Source organism: Oceanispirochaeta sp., assembly GCF_027859075.1.
In the GTDB taxonomy this organism is placed as follows: domain Bacteria; phylum Spirochaetota; class Spirochaetia; order DSM-2461; family DSM-2461; genus Oceanispirochaeta.
The window spans coordinates 1-19733 of record NZ_JAQIBL010000176.1 but is presented as its reverse complement, the minus strand read 5'-3'; the positions used below and the strand labels follow the sequence as shown (position 1 = coordinate 19733).

Sequence of the window (19733 nt, the reverse complement as noted above, 5' to 3'; positions counted from 1 at the left end):
GCCATTAACCTTCTGGTTGAAATTGTGAAAGAAAATCCAGAGGAAATGGATAAGGCTCAAAAAAAGATTCAGGAAATCCGACTAAAAAAAGAAGAGTTCAATGCAAAATATGAAGAATTGATTCGTGCTCTTTTTGAGGAAAATGATTATCAGAAGGGCCTTGAAATCATCAGTGAATTGGAAAAATTGGAGAATAACCCCAATGATTCAACGAGCGAGTCACTCACTGATGCCAGAATAAGTGCCGAACTGATCTATTTCCGATTATTATTTAATGAATTGATGGACAGAGCGCTGGTCCAGATCAACAATCAGAATTACGATGCCGCTGTCAGTATTTACCAGACGGGTTTTCAACTTCATAAGAGAACCTACGATGAAAGAAATTATGGTGACTTAATTAAAGGGCCCGTTGATGCCCAACTACTTCTTCTATCCAGTTCTCTTGATGAATTCGTTGAGAACTACCGACGACTGGATACATATACGCCCCAATCAATCATCTCTTCTGTTGAAGAGAACATAATCATTCATGAATCCTTGATGAAAAATTATTCCCGTTTCACCGATCTCAGAAACAGGATATGGAAAGCCGGATATATTTTTGAAGAACAGAACTTTCTTCTGGGCAGAATAAGTGCGGAATTCAAGGAAGACTTCTTCCTGAGTTTTGCCAATAGAATTGTATTCGGACGTCTGGATAATCGATATGGAGAAGGACTGGTTCTGGCAATGGACAAATACTGGGAAAAGAATATTTCCCTCCTTCAAGAGGAATATTTCCGTAAAACTGATGAATTGATGAGCCGGGGAGAAGAATTTTTTAACAATAATTCTTGGGTTCAGGCACAAAACAGTTTTGATGAAGCCCAATACTGGGCCGAAAAAGGAATTGATATGACCAATCTCTGGTCCGGCCGTATCAATGTTGATCCGGAATTTAATCTACATTCTACCTCAGAATCATGGCTAAACAAAGAATACATTACCCTCGAAAATATCAGGATAAAAAAGAATAAGGCTGAATACAACTCTCAATTGAGCCTTTTTAATCAGCGCCTGGATGAATTCAGCATCTATAATGATCAGGATCTGGAACTCATGGCCGAGCAAAGAGATACTGTATCCAGAGAACTTGATGATTTGCTACTTCTGAAAGAAGGGTGGAACAAATACATCAATTCCTACAGCGGGGATGCACTTTATAATGATAATCTGGCAACAGAACAAGGGGCTCTCTATCTGACACTTATTGATAGGGGAATACAGAATTACATGAATCTGAATGGTAGAATTGCCCTGGATTCTGCAGACTTTGAAATCCTTCCTATGGAAAGGGAATACAATCAGATGGAAAGTTCAATGACACGTTCTCAGTCATTGATGGATGGAATCCCTCCAGCAGAAGCGATAGAAGGAGATGCCTCTCTCCTCTATGTTTTTCCAGAGGAGAGTATGGCAATTACCGAACAGCTAAAGGAAATAAATACAGACCTTACTGCAAGAGTAAAAACATATAAGACTCATTACCAGGGAATCCAGAAGGAGATTCCCCAGAAAGAAAAGATGTCTGAATATATTGGCCGGGCTGAAGCCCTCCTGCTCAATATGGAAGATGATCTGCGAGAGTATACCAGGTTACAGAGAAAAGCTGATCAAAACATAGCTTCATCCGAAAGGTTTCTGGGAGAGGGAGAATTCCGTCTTCAACAGTCAGAAAACGCCTTGACCCGCAAAGAGTTCAGACAAGCCTTAGATGAACTGACAACGGCTCAGGAGCTGTTTGTTCAGGCTCTTTCATTCAATGAAGCCGTGGTGGAACGATCCTCCACGGATAGAAGGATTGTCGATCTTCAGTCAAGGATCCTTCTGGAAGAGAACAAAGAAGTCATTCGCTTTGTCCGGGAAAATGTAACCAAAGGGAAAGAACTCTATCTACAGGGATTGTATGGCCTGAGCGAAGTGATTCTGCTCAGGGCTGAAAGCAGATGGTACTCTACGAATACGGAACCAAATAATGAGATAAACTACTGGTTGAACCTTGTAAGAGCGGCCCTTTCTGTTGAGTCGGGCAGAACGATTGCGGAAACCGAACCCCTGTATGCAGAAATGACTCAATTCTTGAATTTGGCTTATACCAATTTTGAATCCGGTAAAAAAGATCTTGAATCAGGCGCAAGGAATAAAGGTCTGAGACTCCTGGATAAGGCAGACCAAAACCTGAATGAGATACTGATTCCCATGCCTTTGAATCAACAGGCCAGTGTACTCAAACTTAAGATTCAACAGCTGAAAGATCCTGAACTTTTCAAAATTACATTTGAAGAGAAATTCAAGAGCGCCCTCAGTAAATTAAGAACAGAAACTGATATTGCCTACATTGATTTAAAAGACCTTTCCGCTTTGCAACCGGATTATCCTGGAATGAAAAACGCCCTGTACAACGCAGAGATTCTATTAGGAATAAGAAGACCTCCCCCGAACCTTAAAGCCTTGGCAGAGAGTAAATCTCTCTATGAAAAAGCATATGCCATCGTAGAGGGTAATGTTCGTTCCCAGTTTCCCGTAGCACTGACACAATTAGACAGGGCAATTGAACTGAACCCTGAAAATCAGGCAGCATTAGTACTCAAAGACAGAATACAACTTGATGCAGGCGGTCAAACAACAGTGGTTCTTTCTTCCGCTGCTAATGTCCGTTTTAAATCTGCCGAAGAAAAATATATAAACGGTGAGTATTTTGAGGCATATGCTATAGTTCAGCAGCTTTTAGGTAACAAAACAACAGCATCCTATCCTCCACTTCAGGATCTGAAAAGGAGAATTGAATCAAAATTCTGAAATTGAAACTCACTTATATAACATTCAGTCTCTTGCTTTTTTTCTCTGCGATGTCAGCCTATTCACAAAATTATTACTGGGAAGATCCACTGAATATAGAGACTGGGGAGTCTTTTTATCCCCAGCAGATTTCGAGTGAACAGGGATATATTCTGACAGCCTGGCAGGAATATGACAAGAATAATCCCTCCATGGTTACAATCCTTGGATCCTACTCAGAATCCGGTTCAACCTGGTCAGAACCAGTTCCATTGATTGAGTCCTTCAGCTATACAGGCGAAGACAGAGTTTCCCTGTTTTCACTGAGTACAGACAGGAATGGAACTCCCATCCTGGCATTAGCAGCATCAGAAAAGAGAATTGATATTTATAGACTTAGTGATTTACAGAGTCCAATGATCAGAATTTCAAGAATTGAAAGCGAGAGTTCCTCGGTTGTTCCCAGGGTTTTCCGAAAAGCCGACAAGGGCTTAATTCTCTTTCTAACAGGAAAAGTTATACTTCCTAACGAGACAGAAGTACTTTCCATCTATTTCAGCGAATCAGAAGAAGGGGAGGTTTGGACCACTCCTGAACACTTCATACAAAGCAATGATCTGAAACAGAACTTCCTCCCCCATTATGCATTTGACGACCTGACCGAATATGTTGTCTTCCAGTCCTTATATACAGACCAGAGAAATACGTATCAGCTTTTCCTCAAGAGTAAAGACCGGAATGAAAGCACCTGGTCATCTGAGGTCCAATTAACGACCTTCAGTGAGTTCAGAAGCGGTGAGAACAACGATTTCTTCCTCTTTGACAATCAGAGACCCCATATTTATGCCGAAGATGGAAGGATTCATCTGGTCTGGGAAAGAAGGCTGGGCAGAGAAATGCCTCAGGTATATTATGGTGTTTTTGACAGGAATGCCTCGGTTTTAGAAGAAATTGAACAAATATCCAGGGGAACATATTTTACTGCTTATCCCCGGATCATAAGGGATAAGGGAGAGTCGCTTATTCTCTGGTTTGATAACAGAAATGGCAATCAAATCATCATGGCTCAGAAAAAGGGTATATTCTGGCAGGAAAAAAGAATCAGCCTGATGACCGGTGATTCTACCTATGGTCGTTGGATCAAACATAAGGATGATCTGTTCATACTCTGGGAAAATCAGCTGAATGAAAATAGAAATATTTCCATTCTGACTCCTGACAGGTCTGCTCTTCCACCACTCATTAAAACTGTAAACTTTCAGGATAAGGGAAGACAGTCTAATGACAGTGCCGTCATCAGCTGGCGAAGACCCGTGGATTCTTCTGGAATACTGGGATTCAGTTACCTATGGGATAAAAATCCTGAGTCCCAGCCTGAAAAAGATCCTGATTTACTGGACTTAAGAGAAAGAACCGAAGCATTCAGAGCCTTGGATGATGGAGACTGGTACTTCCATATTGCTCTTGTAGATTATGCAGGCAACTGGTCGGAGACTCTGCATCTAAGAATCACTAGAGATACGATCCCCCCCGAACCGGTTCGGTTTTTTAAACCTCTCACTGATGCCCTGGGATATCTTATAAGCAATACCTTCACCCTGACATGGTCATCATCTGACGAACACCCGGGAGGGTATAGTTATCAATTCTATTTTCTGGGTGAGGATGTTGATTTAATGGATCCCTCCCTGCTGGACCTGCCTTCACCTCCGGGAACAGTACAAACCCTCAGTCCTGCCGTGCAATACAATAACAGAGACAATGGTTTTTGGGCTTTGTCAGTCAGTGCCTTTGATGACGTAGGCAACAGAAGCGAGCCTTCCATCCTTCTTTTCAGAACAAATAAATATATCCCTGTGACCTACATTTCTGATGTCCAAACAAAACGGGATGAACTGGAGAGGGTTGTCCTCACAATTATCGGCCGCGGTTTCAGTGAGAGAGGCCGGATAAGGCGAATCGTACTGGATAAAAACGGTCAGCCACCCTGGGATTATGAATACACTCTTATTCAAAATGAATATGTAGTCAGCAGTGATAGAATTATAAACGGACCCCTTGTAGAAGTCTTTGAAGAGGGCAGTTATCTGGTAGGTGTGGAACATCCAATCCGGGGATTTGCCTTCGCTAAGGGAAGATTACAGCTGGATTCAACAGGAACAGTCAGATTCGGCGATTTTTCCTTCGATTACAAGACCTTCTGGACCCCTGTTGATCTTGCAAGACACATATTCAACTTGAACAGTGTGGCCTTCTCCCTGTTGATTTTCTTCCTGATTCTGATCTGTTTTCTGTCTTCATGGCAAATATTCAGATTGGTGGCAGAGTCGAAACATCTGGAAGATGATATAAAATCTGTTATTGAAGGAACTCCCTTCAGAAGTGAATTGATAAAAGAGAGGATGAAAGTGATGAAACGGAGAGGAATGGGATTGAGGCTTAAGTTTACACTGGCCCTGCTGACATTAATCCTGGCTGTGATTTTACTGATTTCTATATTTTTAGGTAATTACATGATTAATACACAGAAAAAGAATTTATCTGAGGGTCTGTATGCCAAGAGTTCACTTCTCCTGGAAACTCTGGCCACCAGCGCCAGGACCTATCTCCCGACACAAAACAGACTGGAACTTGGTTTATTACCCGGCACAATCAGAGCCATGGATGAAGCTCTCAATACAACCATAACAGGGCAGGGGACCAATGACCCTGAAAATTTTAATTATATATGGAGCTCAAATAATCCGGAAATTGACTCACTCCAGAAATTCCCGTCTACTGTCGCGGTAGATGATCTGAGTCTGCCCGAAGGATGGTCACTGAGTCAGGCTGAAGGCTTTGATCAAAAGTATAAGAAGAATGAGAACTATGATTTCACTGATTATACAGAAAAGGATCGTCCCTTAATTTTGGAAGCTCTGGATGAGTCGGGACTCATAAACCGATATGAGGCAGGTGTCAGCAGAATTGACGACCAGTTATCTCCCAAAATCAAAATGCTGGAGATTGAAATCAATCAGAAAGCAGTAGAACTCATTGGTGATCAGAGTACCCAACTGGATCAGTTATCAGAAGATGCGGTCCGCCTTGCCCTCCGTGGAGATACGGCGTCCCTCGAAGAGTTGAGAATCATTCAGGATACCATTAGTCGTATTGAAACGGAAATCAATGATAAATTAGCCACCGTGTCGAATATAATCCAGACGAATCCGGATTATAGTATTGATACACTCTCTGAAAAACAACTTGTCTATACCTTCTATAAACCCATTGTCTACAGAAACAAGGGCAGAGAGTCCTACTTCAGAGGGATAATACGCCTGGATGTATCCATACAGAGGATTCTGGAGGATATTATTGGTATCCAGAATGACATTTTAAGGATTACGATGATCATCTCCCTGATAGCCCTCGCCGGTGGTCTGGCTGGTGCTCTGCTATTGGCACAGACCATGCTGAATCCCATAAGAAAGCTTGTCGAAGGGGTTGCTCTTGTCAGAGACACACAGGATAAATCAAAACTGAAAAATTATTCTATCGAGACCGGAACCAGGGATGAACTTTCCGAGTTGGCCAATACCTTCAATCAGATGACAGAAGGACTGGTAGCAGCGGCAGTAGCCAATAAATCCTTGGTCTTAGGTAAAGAAATTCAGAAAAAATTCCTTCCTCTGGATCCTGTACCCGGTGCTGATAGAAAGTACACGACCGGGGAGGAACTGAACGATAAAATTCACTTCTTCGGTTATTATGAGGGTGCAAAAGGAGTATCAGGAGACTATTTTGATTATAGAAGATTGGATGAAAAACACTATGCAACGATAAAATGCGATATATCAGGAAAAGACATTCCCGCATCTCTTATCATGGTGGAGGTAGCCACACTCTTTAAGGATTATTTCTCAAAACTGGATATCAAGAGAGATGGAATTCATCTGGAAAAGCTGGTTATGAATATCAATGACCTTATTGCAGAAATTGACTTTCAGGGAAAATTTGCAGCCTTGATTGTGACCATCATCAACATAGAAACCGGTAAATGCTGGATATGTCATGCGGGAGACAAAATTTTTTACTATTATGATGGTACTGAGCAAAGGGTTGTGAAAAAAGAAATGGAAACATCCCCTGCAGCTGGAATGTTTACTTCTGATGTCATCGGGGATGATGCTTTCAAACAGATTACTCACCAATTGAAAAAAAATGATATTCTCTTTCTATTTACAGATGGAATAGAAGAAGCGAAACGCACATTCAGGAATATTGATTTATCACTGATAAAATGTGACGGTAGCTGTGACTCATCTATAGTGGGAGATGAAGATTTTGTATCTCATGAGTTGGATTCCGACAACGAAGAGCTTGGTTTAGCCAGAATCGAAGAAATCATGGAAGCCATCTTAAAGAAAAAGCAATATAAGATTTACCAATACCATCAGCCCAATCCGAGTATAAACCTTTCTTTTGACTATTCAAATGGTTCGGGTGATTTGAAAGACACTGTACTGGGGCTGATATCAGCGGAAAAAGTTTTCAGACTCTACCTTGATCCAAACGCAGGAGTCGATGATAGAATCAGAATTGATAATAAAGTCGATGATTACCTTAAAAAACATTTTGACCAGTACAGAGACTATTTCAGATATCCTATTGTAGACGAAGAATCTCCCGAGTACACCTACTATTCCCATTTGAAGGAAGATGCTCAGTATGATGACCTGACCATCCTGGGAATTTTGAAAAAATAATGGGTTTTTATTGTGACAACTGCGGTAAAGAAGTGAATCGGAATACAACGACTTGTCCGGAATGCGGGGTCCGCTTCAAGGCCGTCAAATGCCCCTCCTGCGGGTATACGGATGAGGCAGATTTCTTTAAGGGAGGATGTCCCCGCTGTGGTTATTCTGGAAAGAATGAATCTGTAGACTTGGAAATAAAGAATCAGCCTGAATCACCTCCCTGTAAAAATCCTGTCCTTGATTTTATTTCATCCCGGGCCTTCTGGCTTATGAGCGGGGTCCTTCTATTTCTACTCATCTTTATATTCTATAAAATTAGCCAGGATACTTAAAGCAGAAATCCGAGATTGAATCCCTGGGAACTGCCTCGTTCTCCCCTATGAACCTTTTGCATAATCGTATAGAGATTCAGGTACATGGGGGTCTCAGGAATAAAGAAGGTGCCCTCCAGGCCTGCCTGCATGATGGAAGTGCTCCCTCTATAGGATGGAAAATACAGGGACGAAGAAATTCCGACACTAAATAGAACATCAGTGGAATATTGAATACCCCATCGAATCACGCCATAATAATCGTGTTTATTACTGGAAACATCTTCTAACAGAGGATGCAGAGAGAATAAGATTTCAGGAGATGCATATAAATCCCAGCCTGGAAGCTTATATTGAAAGGGAATATAAAAAGAGAGACCCGTGGGATCCCGGATAAGACTACTCATCTTCTGTTCGGAAAAGTCATTAATCGCACTTTTATAGGAGCCCCGGAGTCCTATTGAAATCTGCAGGGGATATGATTCAAAGACAAATACTTTTTGAGAACTGTTTAATCTGAGAGAGGGTCTGGCATCTTCAGTAATAAAAGATGTTTCTGCTTCGAAAGCCGTCTCCCACATCTTCAAAGGAGAGCTGCGGAGAAAGAATGAAAAAGGGAGGTTGTACTCTAGAGAACTGTCTGATTCAGTTCTTTCCAGGCTGATAGTCGACCCGAACTGAAAGCCCCCTGGAAAAAGAATCCTCGCCGAGGGGACAAGTGCCAATCCTGCAAACCCAGAATAATAATTAGTACTACGCCGTGAATATTTCCGGTTGATTCCAATTAAATACTTTTCATCCGGAGAGATTTGAAGCGTATAAACACCATCCGCGACAGGTTTATCTTCTGCATTCAAACCATTCCATGAAAATACCGCCCCCTCAGCTCCTGATAAGGATTGGGGAGACAGAATCATCTCGGTGTTAAAGGCCTCATCAATCAGGAGAAGAGTTTTATGAAGATTTAAATCACTGTCATTGAGATAAAACAACTGTCGATAATAACCCGGATCTTCAGGATTTATATTCAGATACAGGGGGGATGATTTTTTTTCCGCAGGTTCAAAGATTACAGGATTCTCTGTCTCCCTGGTCTGCAAATACGAAACAGACACAGTAGTTCTGAATCCATCCTTGATCATCACCCAGAAAGTTGTGTTCGGAAACCCGGGTTTTTCCAGTTTGATTCTAATAGAACCATTCTGGATATTATTACTTTCAAAGGGAGTCCTTCCCGTTTCGATATCAAAAATGTAAACTTTCACATATTCAAGGTCGGTTACGATTTCTAATCCTGGAACAAATTGAAAGGTCACTCCATTTTTGTTGTCTTCTTCTTTCAGACGGGGAGGTCTTTCATAGTCCAGGATTTTTCTCGATTGAATAGTGATAAGGGGTTGTTCTGAATTCTGTGCAATTAGGGTGAAGGGAATGAGAATAAGGAGAACCGTATAAATCAGTTTTTTCATATTTCATCCTTGTAGTTTAAATCCTGTCAATCTTTCACTATTTTTACAGCAATATATATCCGATAATCATTAATAATGAGAATCTTTAAAATCAACTTACTCTTATTATTCCTTATTTCTCAGCTGCTGTACAGCCAGACATCTTTAATAGAAAGTAATGGCGATGCAAAAGAGACTACTCCGCCGGCAAACCAGGAATTTCAGGACCTTCCGGGAGCGTACCGGTCCATCTCTTTAGGCATGACATTCGATGAAACAAAAGAAAAGCTTCTTGTGGAGTCACGTTTTGATTTCAGAGGAGATCCTGATGTATCGATACAAAAAGAGGGCACCCAGGCTCTGATCAGCAGTAAAGGTCAGTCTTTTATAGATCAGGGATTTTTCCAGTTTCATGAAAAAAGACTCTATCTGATTATTCTACAGCTCGATAGGACTAAAATTGATTTTTTCAGTATTCAAAAATCAATGATAAGCAAATATGGTCCTCCCCGGGAACTATCCCCTGAGGGAATGTATTGGTCAAATGATAAAATTAAGGTCAGTCTGGAATATCCATTGACCGTCAAATACCTTGATTTGGAAGTATTTAATACTTTTTTGGATGAAAATATAAGATTAAAAAGCTTTCAGGAAGTTGCTAGAAGCGAATTTCTGGAGGATTTTTAATGCTCAGGATACTGTTTCTGCTCCTGATCTTAATATCATCCTGCTCAGCCTCGGATAATGAGTTTATTACGATAAAAATTGGAGATTCGAATATCCGTGTTGAATTGGCAGACTCTCAGGAAAGCAGGAGACAGGGGCTGATGAACAGATCATCCCTTCCCCTGAATGAAGGGATGCTGTTTGTGTTCGAAGAAGAACAAAAAATTTCCTTCTGGATGAAGGACACGTCAATCCCCCTGTCAATTGCCTACATCAATAAAGCAGGAATCATCCGTGAAATCCATGAATTAAAACCCTATTCACAAAAATCAGTTCAATCCCGCGGTTCTGTTCTCTATGCTCTGGAAGTCAATCAGGGGTTTTTCGAAAAACACCACATTACCGTGGGAGACAAAGTTTATTTCTCCCCTTGATCTGAATCGCCTATCTCCTCAATCAAATGCTCTGCCTGACTCAGCTCTTTTTCAATGTCCTCAGCCAGGGTGGCTCCTTCTTTGTAAAGATCCAGCTGATCTGTAAAATCCACAGCACCCGATTTTATCTGTTCAGAAATTTCTTCCAGACGTTTCATTTTTTCTTCAAATGTCAATTGATTCACCTTCTATCGTAGCTGATTTTGTTCCATCGAAAAACTGAAGATCCACTCTGTCTCCCTCGGTCAGGTCTCCCGCACGGCCCATGATTTTTTCATTCCTGCTGACCAGAGCGTAGCCCCTGGAAAGTATTTTTTCCGGAGAGGAGGCTTCAAGAAATTCTATATTCATTCTATTTATATGTTTGAACTCATTGATTCTGTTCAGAAATGTTCTTTTAGTTTCCATTCTCCAGAAATCTATTGTTTGCTGACGCTGACTGATCTGATCCAGGAGAGCCGCTTGAAGAACAACTCTATCACAGAGACTGAGCCTCCATCTCTGTTTTTCAAAAGAGTGTTTCATGGCCTGCATGAGTTGAGATTTCATCTGTTTCACCCTGGTAGGCGCTTCAATACTGTTTTGAGAGACAATTTCAGCGGCGGCCGATGGAGTAGCCGCCCTCAGATCCGCTGCAAAATCTGCCAGAGAAAAATCAATTTCATGGCCGATCCCAGTAATAATGGACAGTCGAGAGGAAGCTACGGCGCGAACGACCTCTTCATTGCTGAAGGACAAAAGATCTTCAAGAGATCCTCCACCCCGGGCTAAAATAATAAGGTCAACATCAGTCATTTTATTGACTATGTTCAATGATCTAATAATGGATGCAGCGGAGCTGTCACCCTGAACCACAGTGTCTTTGATAAGAATCCTGCAGGATTGCATGCGCCGTTGGAGAACCTGGAGAATGTCCTGAAGGGCCGCACCCCGTAGAGAGGTCACAACGGCAATGCAGGCCGGGTAGGGGGGAAGTGCTTTTTTTGCAGATAAATCGAATAATCCTTCACCCTGAAGTCTCTTCTTTAATAGTTCAAGCTGATACAGAATGTCACCCCGGCCGGTTTTTTCCATGGTTTCGCAGATGAGCTGATAATTGCCTCTCTGGGGATAAACGGTGACTCTTCCAATGACCGAAACGGATTGCCCGTCAACGGGATTAAAAGTCAGCTGCTGCCGCTGTTGTCTGAATAAGACGGCAGTAATAACGGCATCTCTGTCCTTAAGGTTAAAATAGCAGTGACCCGAGGCTGCTGGTCTGAATGTACTGATTTCCCCTTGAACTCTAACAACGGGAAACTGATCCTCCAGTGTATTTTTTATAAGATATGTCAATTCAGAAACATTGTAACTGGGTATACCTGTCATGAAAACTCCTCAATTATAAACCTGGAGACAGAACTCTTTCCAGTATCATGGCTGCTTCAGAAGACTCTTTAATGGCCTGAAGAATGTAGTCTTCTTTTGCATTAAGCGGAGCTTTAACGGTATAGAGAATCAGATATTGATCTCGCTCATGATCCTTCAACAATGACCAGCTGCCCATGACTCTGGTTTGTAAATTATCCAGAAGCAGAACCCTGCTGACCCGACTGAGCTCCAGGGGGCCCAGAAGAGATGAAAATGTGAAAATTTCACGTATCCCGATGGAACCTGAATAATTGATATCTCCTCTGATCCAGACATCCCGCGGCTGCTTTTCTCCAGCCGAAAGTATTCTGAAATCACCTTCCGAATCTACTGTATACTCTAAATCATGGGATTTTAGAAATTTTTCCAAGGACCTGACTCTGACCAGGGAGTGGGTAGAACAGGAAATAAAAGTAAAGAAACTGACAAATACAAAAAGAGTCCATTCATATATTTTCATAATTTCTCCCGGGATTGTATCTTTCCCTCAGATGAAATAATCTTATTGACGATATTGATAACATGAGAAATATAGTCTTTCTGAATTTGATCAAAAGCAATTCCTACTCACAAAAACCTCTTCCGGGGCATGGAACCATATCTCAAATGGTTCTGGATTTTACATTCAGCCTGCCGGACGTGGAAAAAATTATACCCATAGCACTCGATCATGAACAGGGACAATCCTTCTATGATTCAAATAATCATCCCGAGATTGTCTCACTGGAAGTGGACCGACAGGATCTTCTTTTAAAAACCATGGCCGAATACTCAGAAGGGTATGATCACTGTTTCTACTATTTTTCCGATACTCCCCTGCTGGATATCACGCTGTTTGAAAAAATGTATTCCAACCATTTGAAGTACTATGCTGACTATACGTTTGCCGACGGCTATCCCCTTGGTCTGGCTCCGGAAATCATTTGTTCCAGAACCCTCACTGAATTAAACAGAAACATTCCCGAGAAAAAAGATAAAATTGACAGGGAAGCTCTGTTTTCATGGGTACAGCAGGATATCAATTCCTTTGATATCGAAACTGAAATATCCCCTGTAGATTTACGGTTAAAGAGGATATGTCTTTCCTCAGACAATAAAATTAATTTTCTGCAGCTCAATAGTTTTGTCAAAGCCGGAATATACACGTCCAGGGACTTCATCGAAAAGCATGAATCTCTTGAACAACATTGCAGAAGGGCACCCAATTATTACCAGGTTCAAATTTCCTCGGCATGCCCTCAGAGTTGTGCCTACTGTCCCTATCCGGTGATGAATCCGGATCATAGACATGATGATAGAGAAATGTCTGTGGAAAAGATCCTGGCTCTGTCCGAAAAGATTGAGTCCTTCACACCCGATGCCAGGGTTTCTCTGAGCCTTTGGGGTGAGCCTTCATTGCATTCAGATATAAAACTGGTCCTGCAGTCGCTCCTGGAAAAAACCAGATTGAATTTTGTCATCGAAAGTTCCGGAATTGGATGGGGAGATATGAATAATCCTGAACTTCTGAAAATCATTCAGTCCCAAAGAATTGAATGGATCATTTCATTGGATGTCCTGGACAGTGACTTGTATCAGGAACTCAGAGGGGAAGGCCAAAAAGAAGCTTTATCAATGATAGAGACCCTTCTCTCACAAAATCCTGACCATACCTGGGTACAGGCTGTCAGAATGAAGGAAAATGAAGATGATCTGGAAGATTTCTACCGTTATTGGAAACAAAAAACGGAACATGTGATCATTCAGAAATATGATCACTTTTCCAAAGAGCTTCCGGAAAAGAAAATAACCGATTTGTCCCCTCTTAGGCGGTTTCCCTGTTGGCACCTGAAAAGGGAAATGACTATCCTCCTGGACGGTTCAGTCATCCTCTGCCGGGAAGAGCTCAAACCCTCAAAGAACAGGCTGAACTGCTTTAACGAATCTCTCGAGGAGATATGGAACAGAGGCAATGACGTTTTTTCTGAACACATAAATGGGGAATTTAAAGGAGTGTGCACCAGTTGTGATGAATACTACAGCTATAACTTCTGACCCACTTCCAGGATACACTGTTGTAGCGGCAGGAGGGCGTGAAAAAGACTCATTTGAAGGAATTACTCTGGTTCTCCTCAGCAGAGGAGGGCGGCCTTTCAGAAAGGAACAGATACAAAAACTGTCTCAAATACAGATCCAGGAAATACTCTCCATCGAAAACCCGGGTACTGATATTGACAATCTGACCAGAACAATTCCTGAACTTAAGTGTATTGTTATGCCTGAGGATCTCACCACGGGTGAACAAATTAATATCGCCATGAGGGAGTCTTCAGGATCCCACGTCCTCGTGATGTGGGATGATATGGATTTACAGATCTTAGGTAAAACAGGACGCTTATTTGCTCTGGCAGCACAGCAGGAATCGCTCTGCAGCATACCGGTTCTGATGAACTCCCAAAAGGAGTCCATTCCCATCAGGCTTGCTCCATTTTTTTCTGGTCATAAACTGGAAGTGCTATCCTTAGGTTCTGTAAAAAATGATACTCCTACACTTTATCCATTTGATTACTGCGGGATTTACAACAGGAAGAAATTTATGCTTACAGAGGGTTTTGATTCTAAAATTCTTTCGCCCTATTGGCAAAAAATGGATTTTGGTTTCAGAGCCTACTTATGGGGTGAAAAAATTCAGTGTTTTACTGGTATAAAAATTGCCTACCAGAATGAAATTCCCCATGATAATATCAGCATTGACAGTTCATATAAGCGTTTCTTTTTAAAGAACCTGGCACTCCATTTTAAGGGAGATTCCTGTCAGTTGTCTCTTCCCAGCATACTGCGTTTCCACCTGCAATCCCGGATGTCCATTTTTAATTCCTTCAAGGATTATACAGAAATATGGCACTGGGTCAGAAAAAATAAATTCCGCTTTCAAATGGATCCTTACAGTTTAACTGAACTCTGGAAATTGGAATGAAAAAAGCCGTATTCCTGCAGGTTCGCCTGGACTCTTCCCGGCTTCCCCAAAAAGCATTAAAAATCATCCAGGGAAGGACGGTCATAGAGCATGCCATGTTGTCCCTCAGGTATTTAAATCTTGATGATTATGTAATCGTGACAGCCCCTGGAGACGATACGGTTCTCCAACCTCTGGCCGAAAAATGCGGTTTTAAAGTTTTCACAGGAGACCGGAGTGATGTACTGAATCGCTATATCGAGGCAGGAAGGTTTTTCAAGCCCGATATTATCATTCGAGCGACCGGGGATAATCCTCTTGTAGCCTGGGAAAAAGCATCCTTGGTTATCTCAGAGATTGAAAATGAGAATTCAATTGATTATATGGCCATGAAAGGCCTTCCCCTGGGGTGCGGTGTGGAAGTCTTCAAAAGAGAGGCCCTGGAAAGGGCATATTCCCTCACAGACAATCCCTATGACCATGAACATGTAACACCTTATCTTTACAGAAACCCGGATCAATTCAATATTCAATATATGAACCATGCCCCCCCAATGAATCACCGTGTCACTCTCGATACCATAGAGGATTATAATAGAATTTCAAAAATATTTTCTGACCTGTATCACGCCACGACCATAGACTTTGAGAGTCTGAAGGAATACTTGCTCCAGAATGATTAACCCCGATAAAATACTGTTTATTCCATCCCTTAGACAGGGGAATGGCACCGGGCACCTTAAAAGATGCCTGGACTGGGCATCTGGATTCAAAGAAGTCCACATCTACCTACTGGATTGTGAGACAGAAAAAAGCATCGATATGCAGAATCATCCCATTTTCAAAACTGTCGGAAATTTAATATACCATGATGCAGTAACTGATTCTGAAGGGGATCATTGGGAATTGATTATTCTGGATAATCGTTTGACTTCAGACTTACCCATTCAATTCAAAGGCGTTCCTGTACTGGCTATTGATGAAGCAGGAGATTTGAGAAAAAGTGCATCCTATATTCTGGATATCCTTCCGTCTTCCCTGAAAGAGCTGCCGAACCTTCAGGAGTTTTCATTTTTCAACGGTCCCAAAAGCATCAGACCTGACAGAAAATTAAAAAAAATTCTTATATCCTTCGGGGGTGAAGATCCTTGTAATCTAAGCACGAAGATTCTCCAATCCCTGGATATGAAACTGCTTTCCAGATTTGACTGGTATGTCATCCTTCCGGAAAAGAACAAATCCGTGAATTCCACCCCGTTGGAGGTTCACTGCCTGGATTATGCTGATAACCTGAAAGATCAGTTGATGCACTATGATTTTGTGATCACAAGCTATGGATTAACGGCTGTTGAATCCCTTTGTTCACGAGTACCGGTTCTTCTTTTTAATCCTGGAAAATATCATGATAAATTGAGCCGCTTGAGTAAAATTCCCTACTGTCCAAAGGCCTATAAAAAAGTAAATTCCCAAATTAATCATGTACTCTCTGAAGCACTGATGACACAGATGACAAATAACCAAACCCCATGGGTAAAACTTTGGGAGAAATATACACAAAAATCCGCTCCCTTTATGGAATGGATTCAAAGCATGACCATATCTGCTGAAGACTGCCCGATTTGCGGCAGCAGTCATCGGAAATCCATCGGAAGGTTCCCTCAAAGGAGCTATTTCCTCTGCCGGGACTGCAGCATGAAGTACATGGTACAATTCAGGCAGAAAAAAGATATTTATAAAAAAGATTATTTTTTCTCAGATTATAAAGCACAATACGGAAAGACCTATCTGGAGGACTTTCCCCATATCCGGAAAATGGCATCGGAAAGACTCGGTCGCATAAGGATTAAATCCGGCAGTTTATTGGATATCGGTTGTGCCTATGGACCTTTTTTGCTTGAAGCCATCCAAAAAGGATTTTCTTCCTGGGGCCTGGAAATATCAGAAGATGCGGTTTCATATGTCAGGGAACACTATCCCGAAATCAGGATTCATCAGGATGCCTTTGAAAATATCCCCAGTGAGAACCCGATTTTTGACAAAGAACAGTTTGATGTCATAACGCTCTGGTATGTCATTGAGCATTTTGATGACTTGAGTTCCCTCCTGACCAAGGTGAATTATTTTCTGAAAAAAGGAGGAATATTAGCCCTGTCAACACCCCATGCCTCAGGAATTAGCGGAATATTCAACCTTTCAGGATTCCTTGAAAACAGTCCGGAGGATCATTTCACCCTTTGGGATAGAAGATCTGCACGGAAAGCCTTGAGAATGTACGGATTTCATACTATAAAATTCCATGTGACTGGTCACCATCCCGAAAGATTCCCGGATAGATTGAAAAGGGTATTGCCCCTCACTCTCCGAAAATATATAAGCCTCCTCTTTGGATGGGGTGACACCTTTGAAATTTATGCTGTAAAAGGATAAGAAATGAGTCAACCTGCTATTATAATATTGGGAGCCGGCATCATGCAGATGCCAGCCTTTGATGCTGCCAGGAAAAATAATTGGTATAGCATAGCCGCAGACGGTAATCCTCATGCCCCCTGTATATCAAGAGCCGATGAATTTTTAAATATTGACCTGAAAGACAGAGTTGGTCTCGTAGAAGCGGCAGAAAACTTGATGCAGACCAGAAACATTCAGGGTGTGTTTACATGCGGAACAGATTTTTCTGCCTCGGTAGCCTGGATTGCAGAAAAGCTGAACCTTCCTGGAATACCTTATCAGTCAGCCCTTGACTGCACTGATAAATATCGGATGAGAATGAAGTTTCAGGAACATAACATACCTATCCCTGCATTTTGCGAACTTTCTGCCGACATGGACGCCCATGAAGTGACAAAAAGACTTCGCTATCCTCTTGTGGTCAAACCAGTAGATAATATGGGCGGGCGGGGTGTTATTACTGTAGAAACACCGGAAACCCTGGAAAAATCGGCGGTGGAAGCCATAAGATTCTCCAGAACAGGCAGGGCCATTGTTGAAGAGTTTATGGACGGCCCAGAGTTCAGTATTGATTCTCTTATATACAATGATACCGTGACAATCACAGGATTTGCAGACAGGCTTATTTACTATCCGCCCTGTTTTATAGAAATGGGTCACATTCTTCCGGCAAAAGTAGATAAAGAAACGGAAGAACAGATTTTTAAGGTTTTCAAAGAGGCAGTCAAGGCACTGGGAATCACATTGGGTGCGGCAAAGGGAGACATCAAACTCACAACCAGGGGAGTAATGATCGGTGAAATAGCGGCAAGACTTTCAGGAGGGTATATGTCGGGATGGACCTATCCCTATGCATCGGGTATACAACTGGTCGAAGAGGGAATGCGTCTTGCTATGGGATTGGAACCGGGAAATCTCAAGGAAACACAACAGAATTGTTCCTCTGAAAGAGCCTTTATTTCCATTCCCGGAAAAATTATGGATATTTTAAATCTGGAAGAAGCCCACGATCTCAAAAATGTAAAAGACATATTCCTCATATCAGACAAGGGAGACCAGGTCCGTTTCCCCCTCAATAATGTGATGAAGTGCGGGAATGTCATAGCCGTTGCTCCACTGAGAGGGGACGCCATCAAAACAAGTGAAGAAGCCGTTTCGATCATCCGGATTCTTTTAGAGAGGGGAGAGCCGGAAACACTTGATTTTCTATCGGCTCCTTTGAATTCTCAGTTCCCGCCCTCGGCCTATAAGATGGAAGACTGGGAAGAACTGGTGTGTCTTCGGGATTTTAAACCAGATTATTCAATGAAGTATAAAGAAGGCCCTGTTCCTGTCCCTCAGGATGGAACAGGAGAAGTATTTTTACAACAAAAAGACTGGAATTGCCTGTCCCTTGAAAAAGCCCTGGAAGAAATCCTAACAGAAAGAAACCTGAGGAAGACCGATGATTCGAGTTGGACCCTCTTCGCCAAGCATTTCTGGTATAGCTTCTTGAGGGGAGGCATACAGGGAGCACTGTGGTATATTGATCAGAATGATGAGGCTCATTAAAGTTCTTCTAATCCTGCAATTCCTTCTCATATCAATCACTCTTTTTTCAGAGTCTATGGATCAGAATGAACTTATTGAAAAAACGGGATCACGATTGCTGTGGGACCCGGAAATAAAGAAAGGGATTCTAATCAAAGAGAATCAAACCATCGCCTTTATGGCGGATGAGTCCCTATTGCTCCTCAATGGTAAGGATGTTTTTTATACAGCAGCCATAGTCTATGAAAAGGGAATATTGAAATTCTCTTCTGACACAGTGGAGTTTATTTCCCGGTTTTTCCTGAGTGAAAAAACAGTTAAAAATCCATCAGGTTTCAGGGTTGCAGCCATTATTCTGGATGCCGGTCATGGTGGAAGAGATTCAGGTGCAACCAGTTATTTCCCGGTTGACGGAATCACAGTTCCCATTTATGAGAAGAATCTTGTTCTTGATCTGACTCTCTCATTGGAAGAAAAACTATCAGCAAAATATAATGATAAGGAAATCATCCTGACCAGGAGGACTGATATCTATCCGACATTGGAAGAACGTGTAGAACTTGCCAATAGCTTTAATCTGAAGGATGGTGAAGGGATCATATATATCTCTCTTCATGCCAATGCGAGCCTGAATAAAAAGGCAAGCGGCTTTGAAATATGGTATCTCCCTGAAGATTACAGGCGGCAGATCCTGGGAGATGATGGATCGGTAGATAGGCTGGATCCGGTGCTGAATACACTCATGGAAGAAGAATTCACTCTGGAAAGCAAAAAATTGGCGGGTTTCATTCTTGATAATCTGAAAAAGACACTGGGAGATACAACTCCCAACAGAGGGATTAAGGAAGAATCATGGTTCGTTGTAAGAAATGCCATGATGGCCTCGGTACTCATAGAAGCCGGATTCTTAACAAATAGTGAAGAAACCGTACTTCTCCGTGACCCTGAATACTTGATGAGACTCAACAATGGAATCTATAATGGTATAATAG

General features: G+C 41.9%; 15 protein-coding genes. 11 read left to right on the top strand and 4 right to left on the bottom strand.

The window, feature by feature from the left end:
• From PF479_RS09730 to PF479_RS09720, 3 genes are all read left to right on the top strand, one after another.
• A partial coding sequence (locus PF479_RS09730) for a hypothetical protein (protein ID WP_298005585.1) occupies positions 1–2841 on the top strand: 2841 nt, incomplete at its 5' end.
• Between the two features lie 50 nt (positions 2842–2891).
• Complete coding sequence (locus PF479_RS09725; RefSeq protein WP_298005582.1) at positions 2892–7568, top strand: SpoIIE family protein phosphatase; 4677 nt, start codon at positions 2892–2894, stop codon at positions 7566–7568.
• Positions 7568–7891, top strand: a complete 324-nt coding sequence (locus PF479_RS09720) for a zinc ribbon domain-containing protein (protein ID WP_298005578.1) — start codon at positions 7568–7570, stop codon at positions 7889–7891. Before PF479_RS09725 ends, PF479_RS09720 begins: the two co-directional genes overlap by 1 nt.
• Here PF479_RS09720 and PF479_RS09715 read toward each other — a convergent pair.
• Positions 7888–9339 carry a PEGA domain-containing protein gene (locus PF479_RS09715; protein WP_298005574.1) on the bottom strand — a complete coding sequence of 484 codons (1452 nt, stop codon included), beginning with the start codon at positions 9337–9339 and terminating at the stop codon, positions 7888–7890. The two genes, PF479_RS09720 and PF479_RS09715, sit on opposite strands and share 4 nt — an antisense overlap.
• Positions 9340–9414: 75 nt before the next feature.
• On the opposite strand from PF479_RS09715, the gene PF479_RS09710 reads away from it, so the two are divergent.
• Both PF479_RS09710 and PF479_RS09705 read left to right on the top strand, forming a co-directional pair.
• Positions 9415–10005, top strand: coding sequence for a hypothetical protein (locus PF479_RS09710; protein WP_298005571.1), 591 nt, complete (start codon positions 9415–9417; stop codon positions 10003–10005).
• Positions 10005–10418: a DUF192 domain-containing protein gene (locus PF479_RS09705; RefSeq protein WP_298005568.1), complete on the top strand. Its 414-nt coding sequence runs from the start codon at positions 10005–10007 to the stop codon at positions 10416–10418. Before PF479_RS09710 ends, PF479_RS09705 begins: the two co-directional genes overlap by 1 nt.
• On the opposite strand, the gene xseB is transcribed toward PF479_RS09705, so the two are convergent.
• From xseB to PF479_RS09690, 3 genes are read right to left on the bottom strand one after another with little or no spacing between them, the layout of a single operon-like run.
• Positions 10403–10594: an exodeoxyribonuclease VII small subunit gene (gene xseB, locus PF479_RS09700; RefSeq protein WP_298005566.1), complete on the bottom strand. Its 192-nt coding sequence runs from the start codon at positions 10592–10594 to the stop codon at positions 10403–10405. The genes PF479_RS09705 and xseB overlap by 16 nt on opposite strands.
• Positions 10584–11786: an exodeoxyribonuclease VII large subunit gene (xseA, locus tag PF479_RS09695; protein WP_298005564.1), complete on the bottom strand. Its 1203-nt coding sequence runs from the start codon at positions 11784–11786 to the stop codon at positions 10584–10586. Before xseA ends, xseB begins: the two co-directional genes overlap by 11 nt.
• A gap of 13 nt (positions 11787–11799) precedes the next feature.
• Entirely contained in the window at positions 11800–12288 is a 489-nt protein-coding gene (locus PF479_RS09690) for a hypothetical protein (RefSeq protein ID WP_298005561.1), read from the bottom strand.
• Positions 12289–12350: 62 nt separating this feature from the next.
• On the opposite strand from PF479_RS09690, the gene PF479_RS09685 reads away from it, so the two are divergent.
• The 6 genes from PF479_RS09685 to PF479_RS09660 form a co-directional block, all read left to right on the top strand.
• Positions 12351–13862, top strand: a complete 1512-nt coding sequence (locus tag PF479_RS09685; protein ID WP_298005559.1) for a spiro-SPASM protein — start codon at positions 12351–12353, stop codon at positions 13860–13862.
• Positions 13837–14784, top strand: coding sequence for a hypothetical protein (locus PF479_RS09680; RefSeq protein ID WP_298005556.1), 948 nt, complete (start codon positions 13837–13839; stop codon positions 14782–14784). Before PF479_RS09685 ends, PF479_RS09680 begins: the two co-directional genes overlap by 26 nt.
• Positions 14781–15446 carry an acylneuraminate cytidylyltransferase gene (locus PF479_RS09675; RefSeq protein ID WP_298005554.1) on the top strand — a complete coding sequence of 222 codons (666 nt, stop codon included), beginning with the start codon at positions 14781–14783 and terminating at the stop codon, positions 15444–15446. The genes PF479_RS09680 and PF479_RS09675 overlap by 4 nt, the downstream gene beginning before the upstream one ends.
• On the top strand, positions 15439–17190 hold the full coding sequence (locus PF479_RS09670; protein ID WP_298005551.1) for a methyltransferase domain-containing protein: 1752 nt from the start codon (positions 15439–15441) through the stop codon (positions 17188–17190). The genes PF479_RS09675 and PF479_RS09670 overlap by 8 nt, the downstream gene beginning before the upstream one ends.
• A 3-nt stretch (positions 17191–17193) precedes the next feature.
• Positions 17194–18762, top strand: coding sequence for an ATP-grasp domain-containing protein (locus tag PF479_RS09665; protein WP_298005548.1), 1569 nt, complete (start codon positions 17194–17196; stop codon positions 18760–18762).
• The coding region (locus PF479_RS09660; protein ID WP_298005587.1) for an N-acetylmuramoyl-L-alanine amidase at positions 18746–19733 on the top strand (988 nt) is incomplete at its 3' end. The genes PF479_RS09665 and PF479_RS09660, both read left to right, overlap by 17 nt.

Bases quoted from the DNA above. Each gene is read 5' to 3' on its own strand.
- PF479_RS09720 (WP_298005578.1), top strand. From the start codon at position 7,568: ATGGGTTTTTATTGTGACAACTGCGGTAAAGAAGTGAATCGGAATACA.
- PF479_RS09665 (WP_298005548.1), top strand. From the start codon at position 17,194: ATGAGTCAACCTGCTATTATAATATTGGGAGCCGGCATCATGCAGATG.
- PF479_RS09710 (WP_298005571.1), top strand. From the start codon at position 9,415: ATGAGAATCTTTAAAATCAACTTACTCTTATTATTCCTTATTTCTCAG.
- PF479_RS09715 (WP_298005574.1), bottom strand. From the start codon at position 9,339: ATGAAAAAACTGATTTATACGGTTCTCCTTATTCTCATTCCCTTCACC.
- PF479_RS09705 (WP_298005568.1), top strand. From the start codon at position 10,005: ATGCTCAGGATACTGTTTCTGCTCCTGATCTTAATATCATCCTGCTCA.
- PF479_RS09680 (WP_298005556.1), top strand. From the start codon at position 13,837: ATGAATACTACAGCTATAACTTCTGACCCACTTCCAGGATACACTGTT.
- xseA (WP_298005564.1), bottom strand. From the start codon at position 11,786: ATGACAGGTATACCCAGTTACAATGTTTCTGAATTGACATATCTTATA.
- PF479_RS09670 (WP_298005551.1), top strand. From the start codon at position 15,439: ATGATTAACCCCGATAAAATACTGTTTATTCCATCCCTTAGACAGGGG.
- PF479_RS09675 (WP_298005554.1), top strand. From the start codon at position 14,781: ATGAAAAAAGCCGTATTCCTGCAGGTTCGCCTGGACTCTTCCCGGCTT.
- PF479_RS09685 (WP_298005559.1), top strand. From the start codon at position 12,351: ATGAGAAATATAGTCTTTCTGAATTTGATCAAAAGCAATTCCTACTCA.
- PF479_RS09690 (WP_298005561.1), bottom strand. From the start codon at position 12,288: ATGAAAATATATGAATGGACTCTTTTTGTATTTGTCAGTTTCTTTACT.
- PF479_RS09725 (WP_298005582.1), top strand. From the start codon at position 2,892: ATGTCAGCCTATTCACAAAATTATTACTGGGAAGATCCACTGAATATA.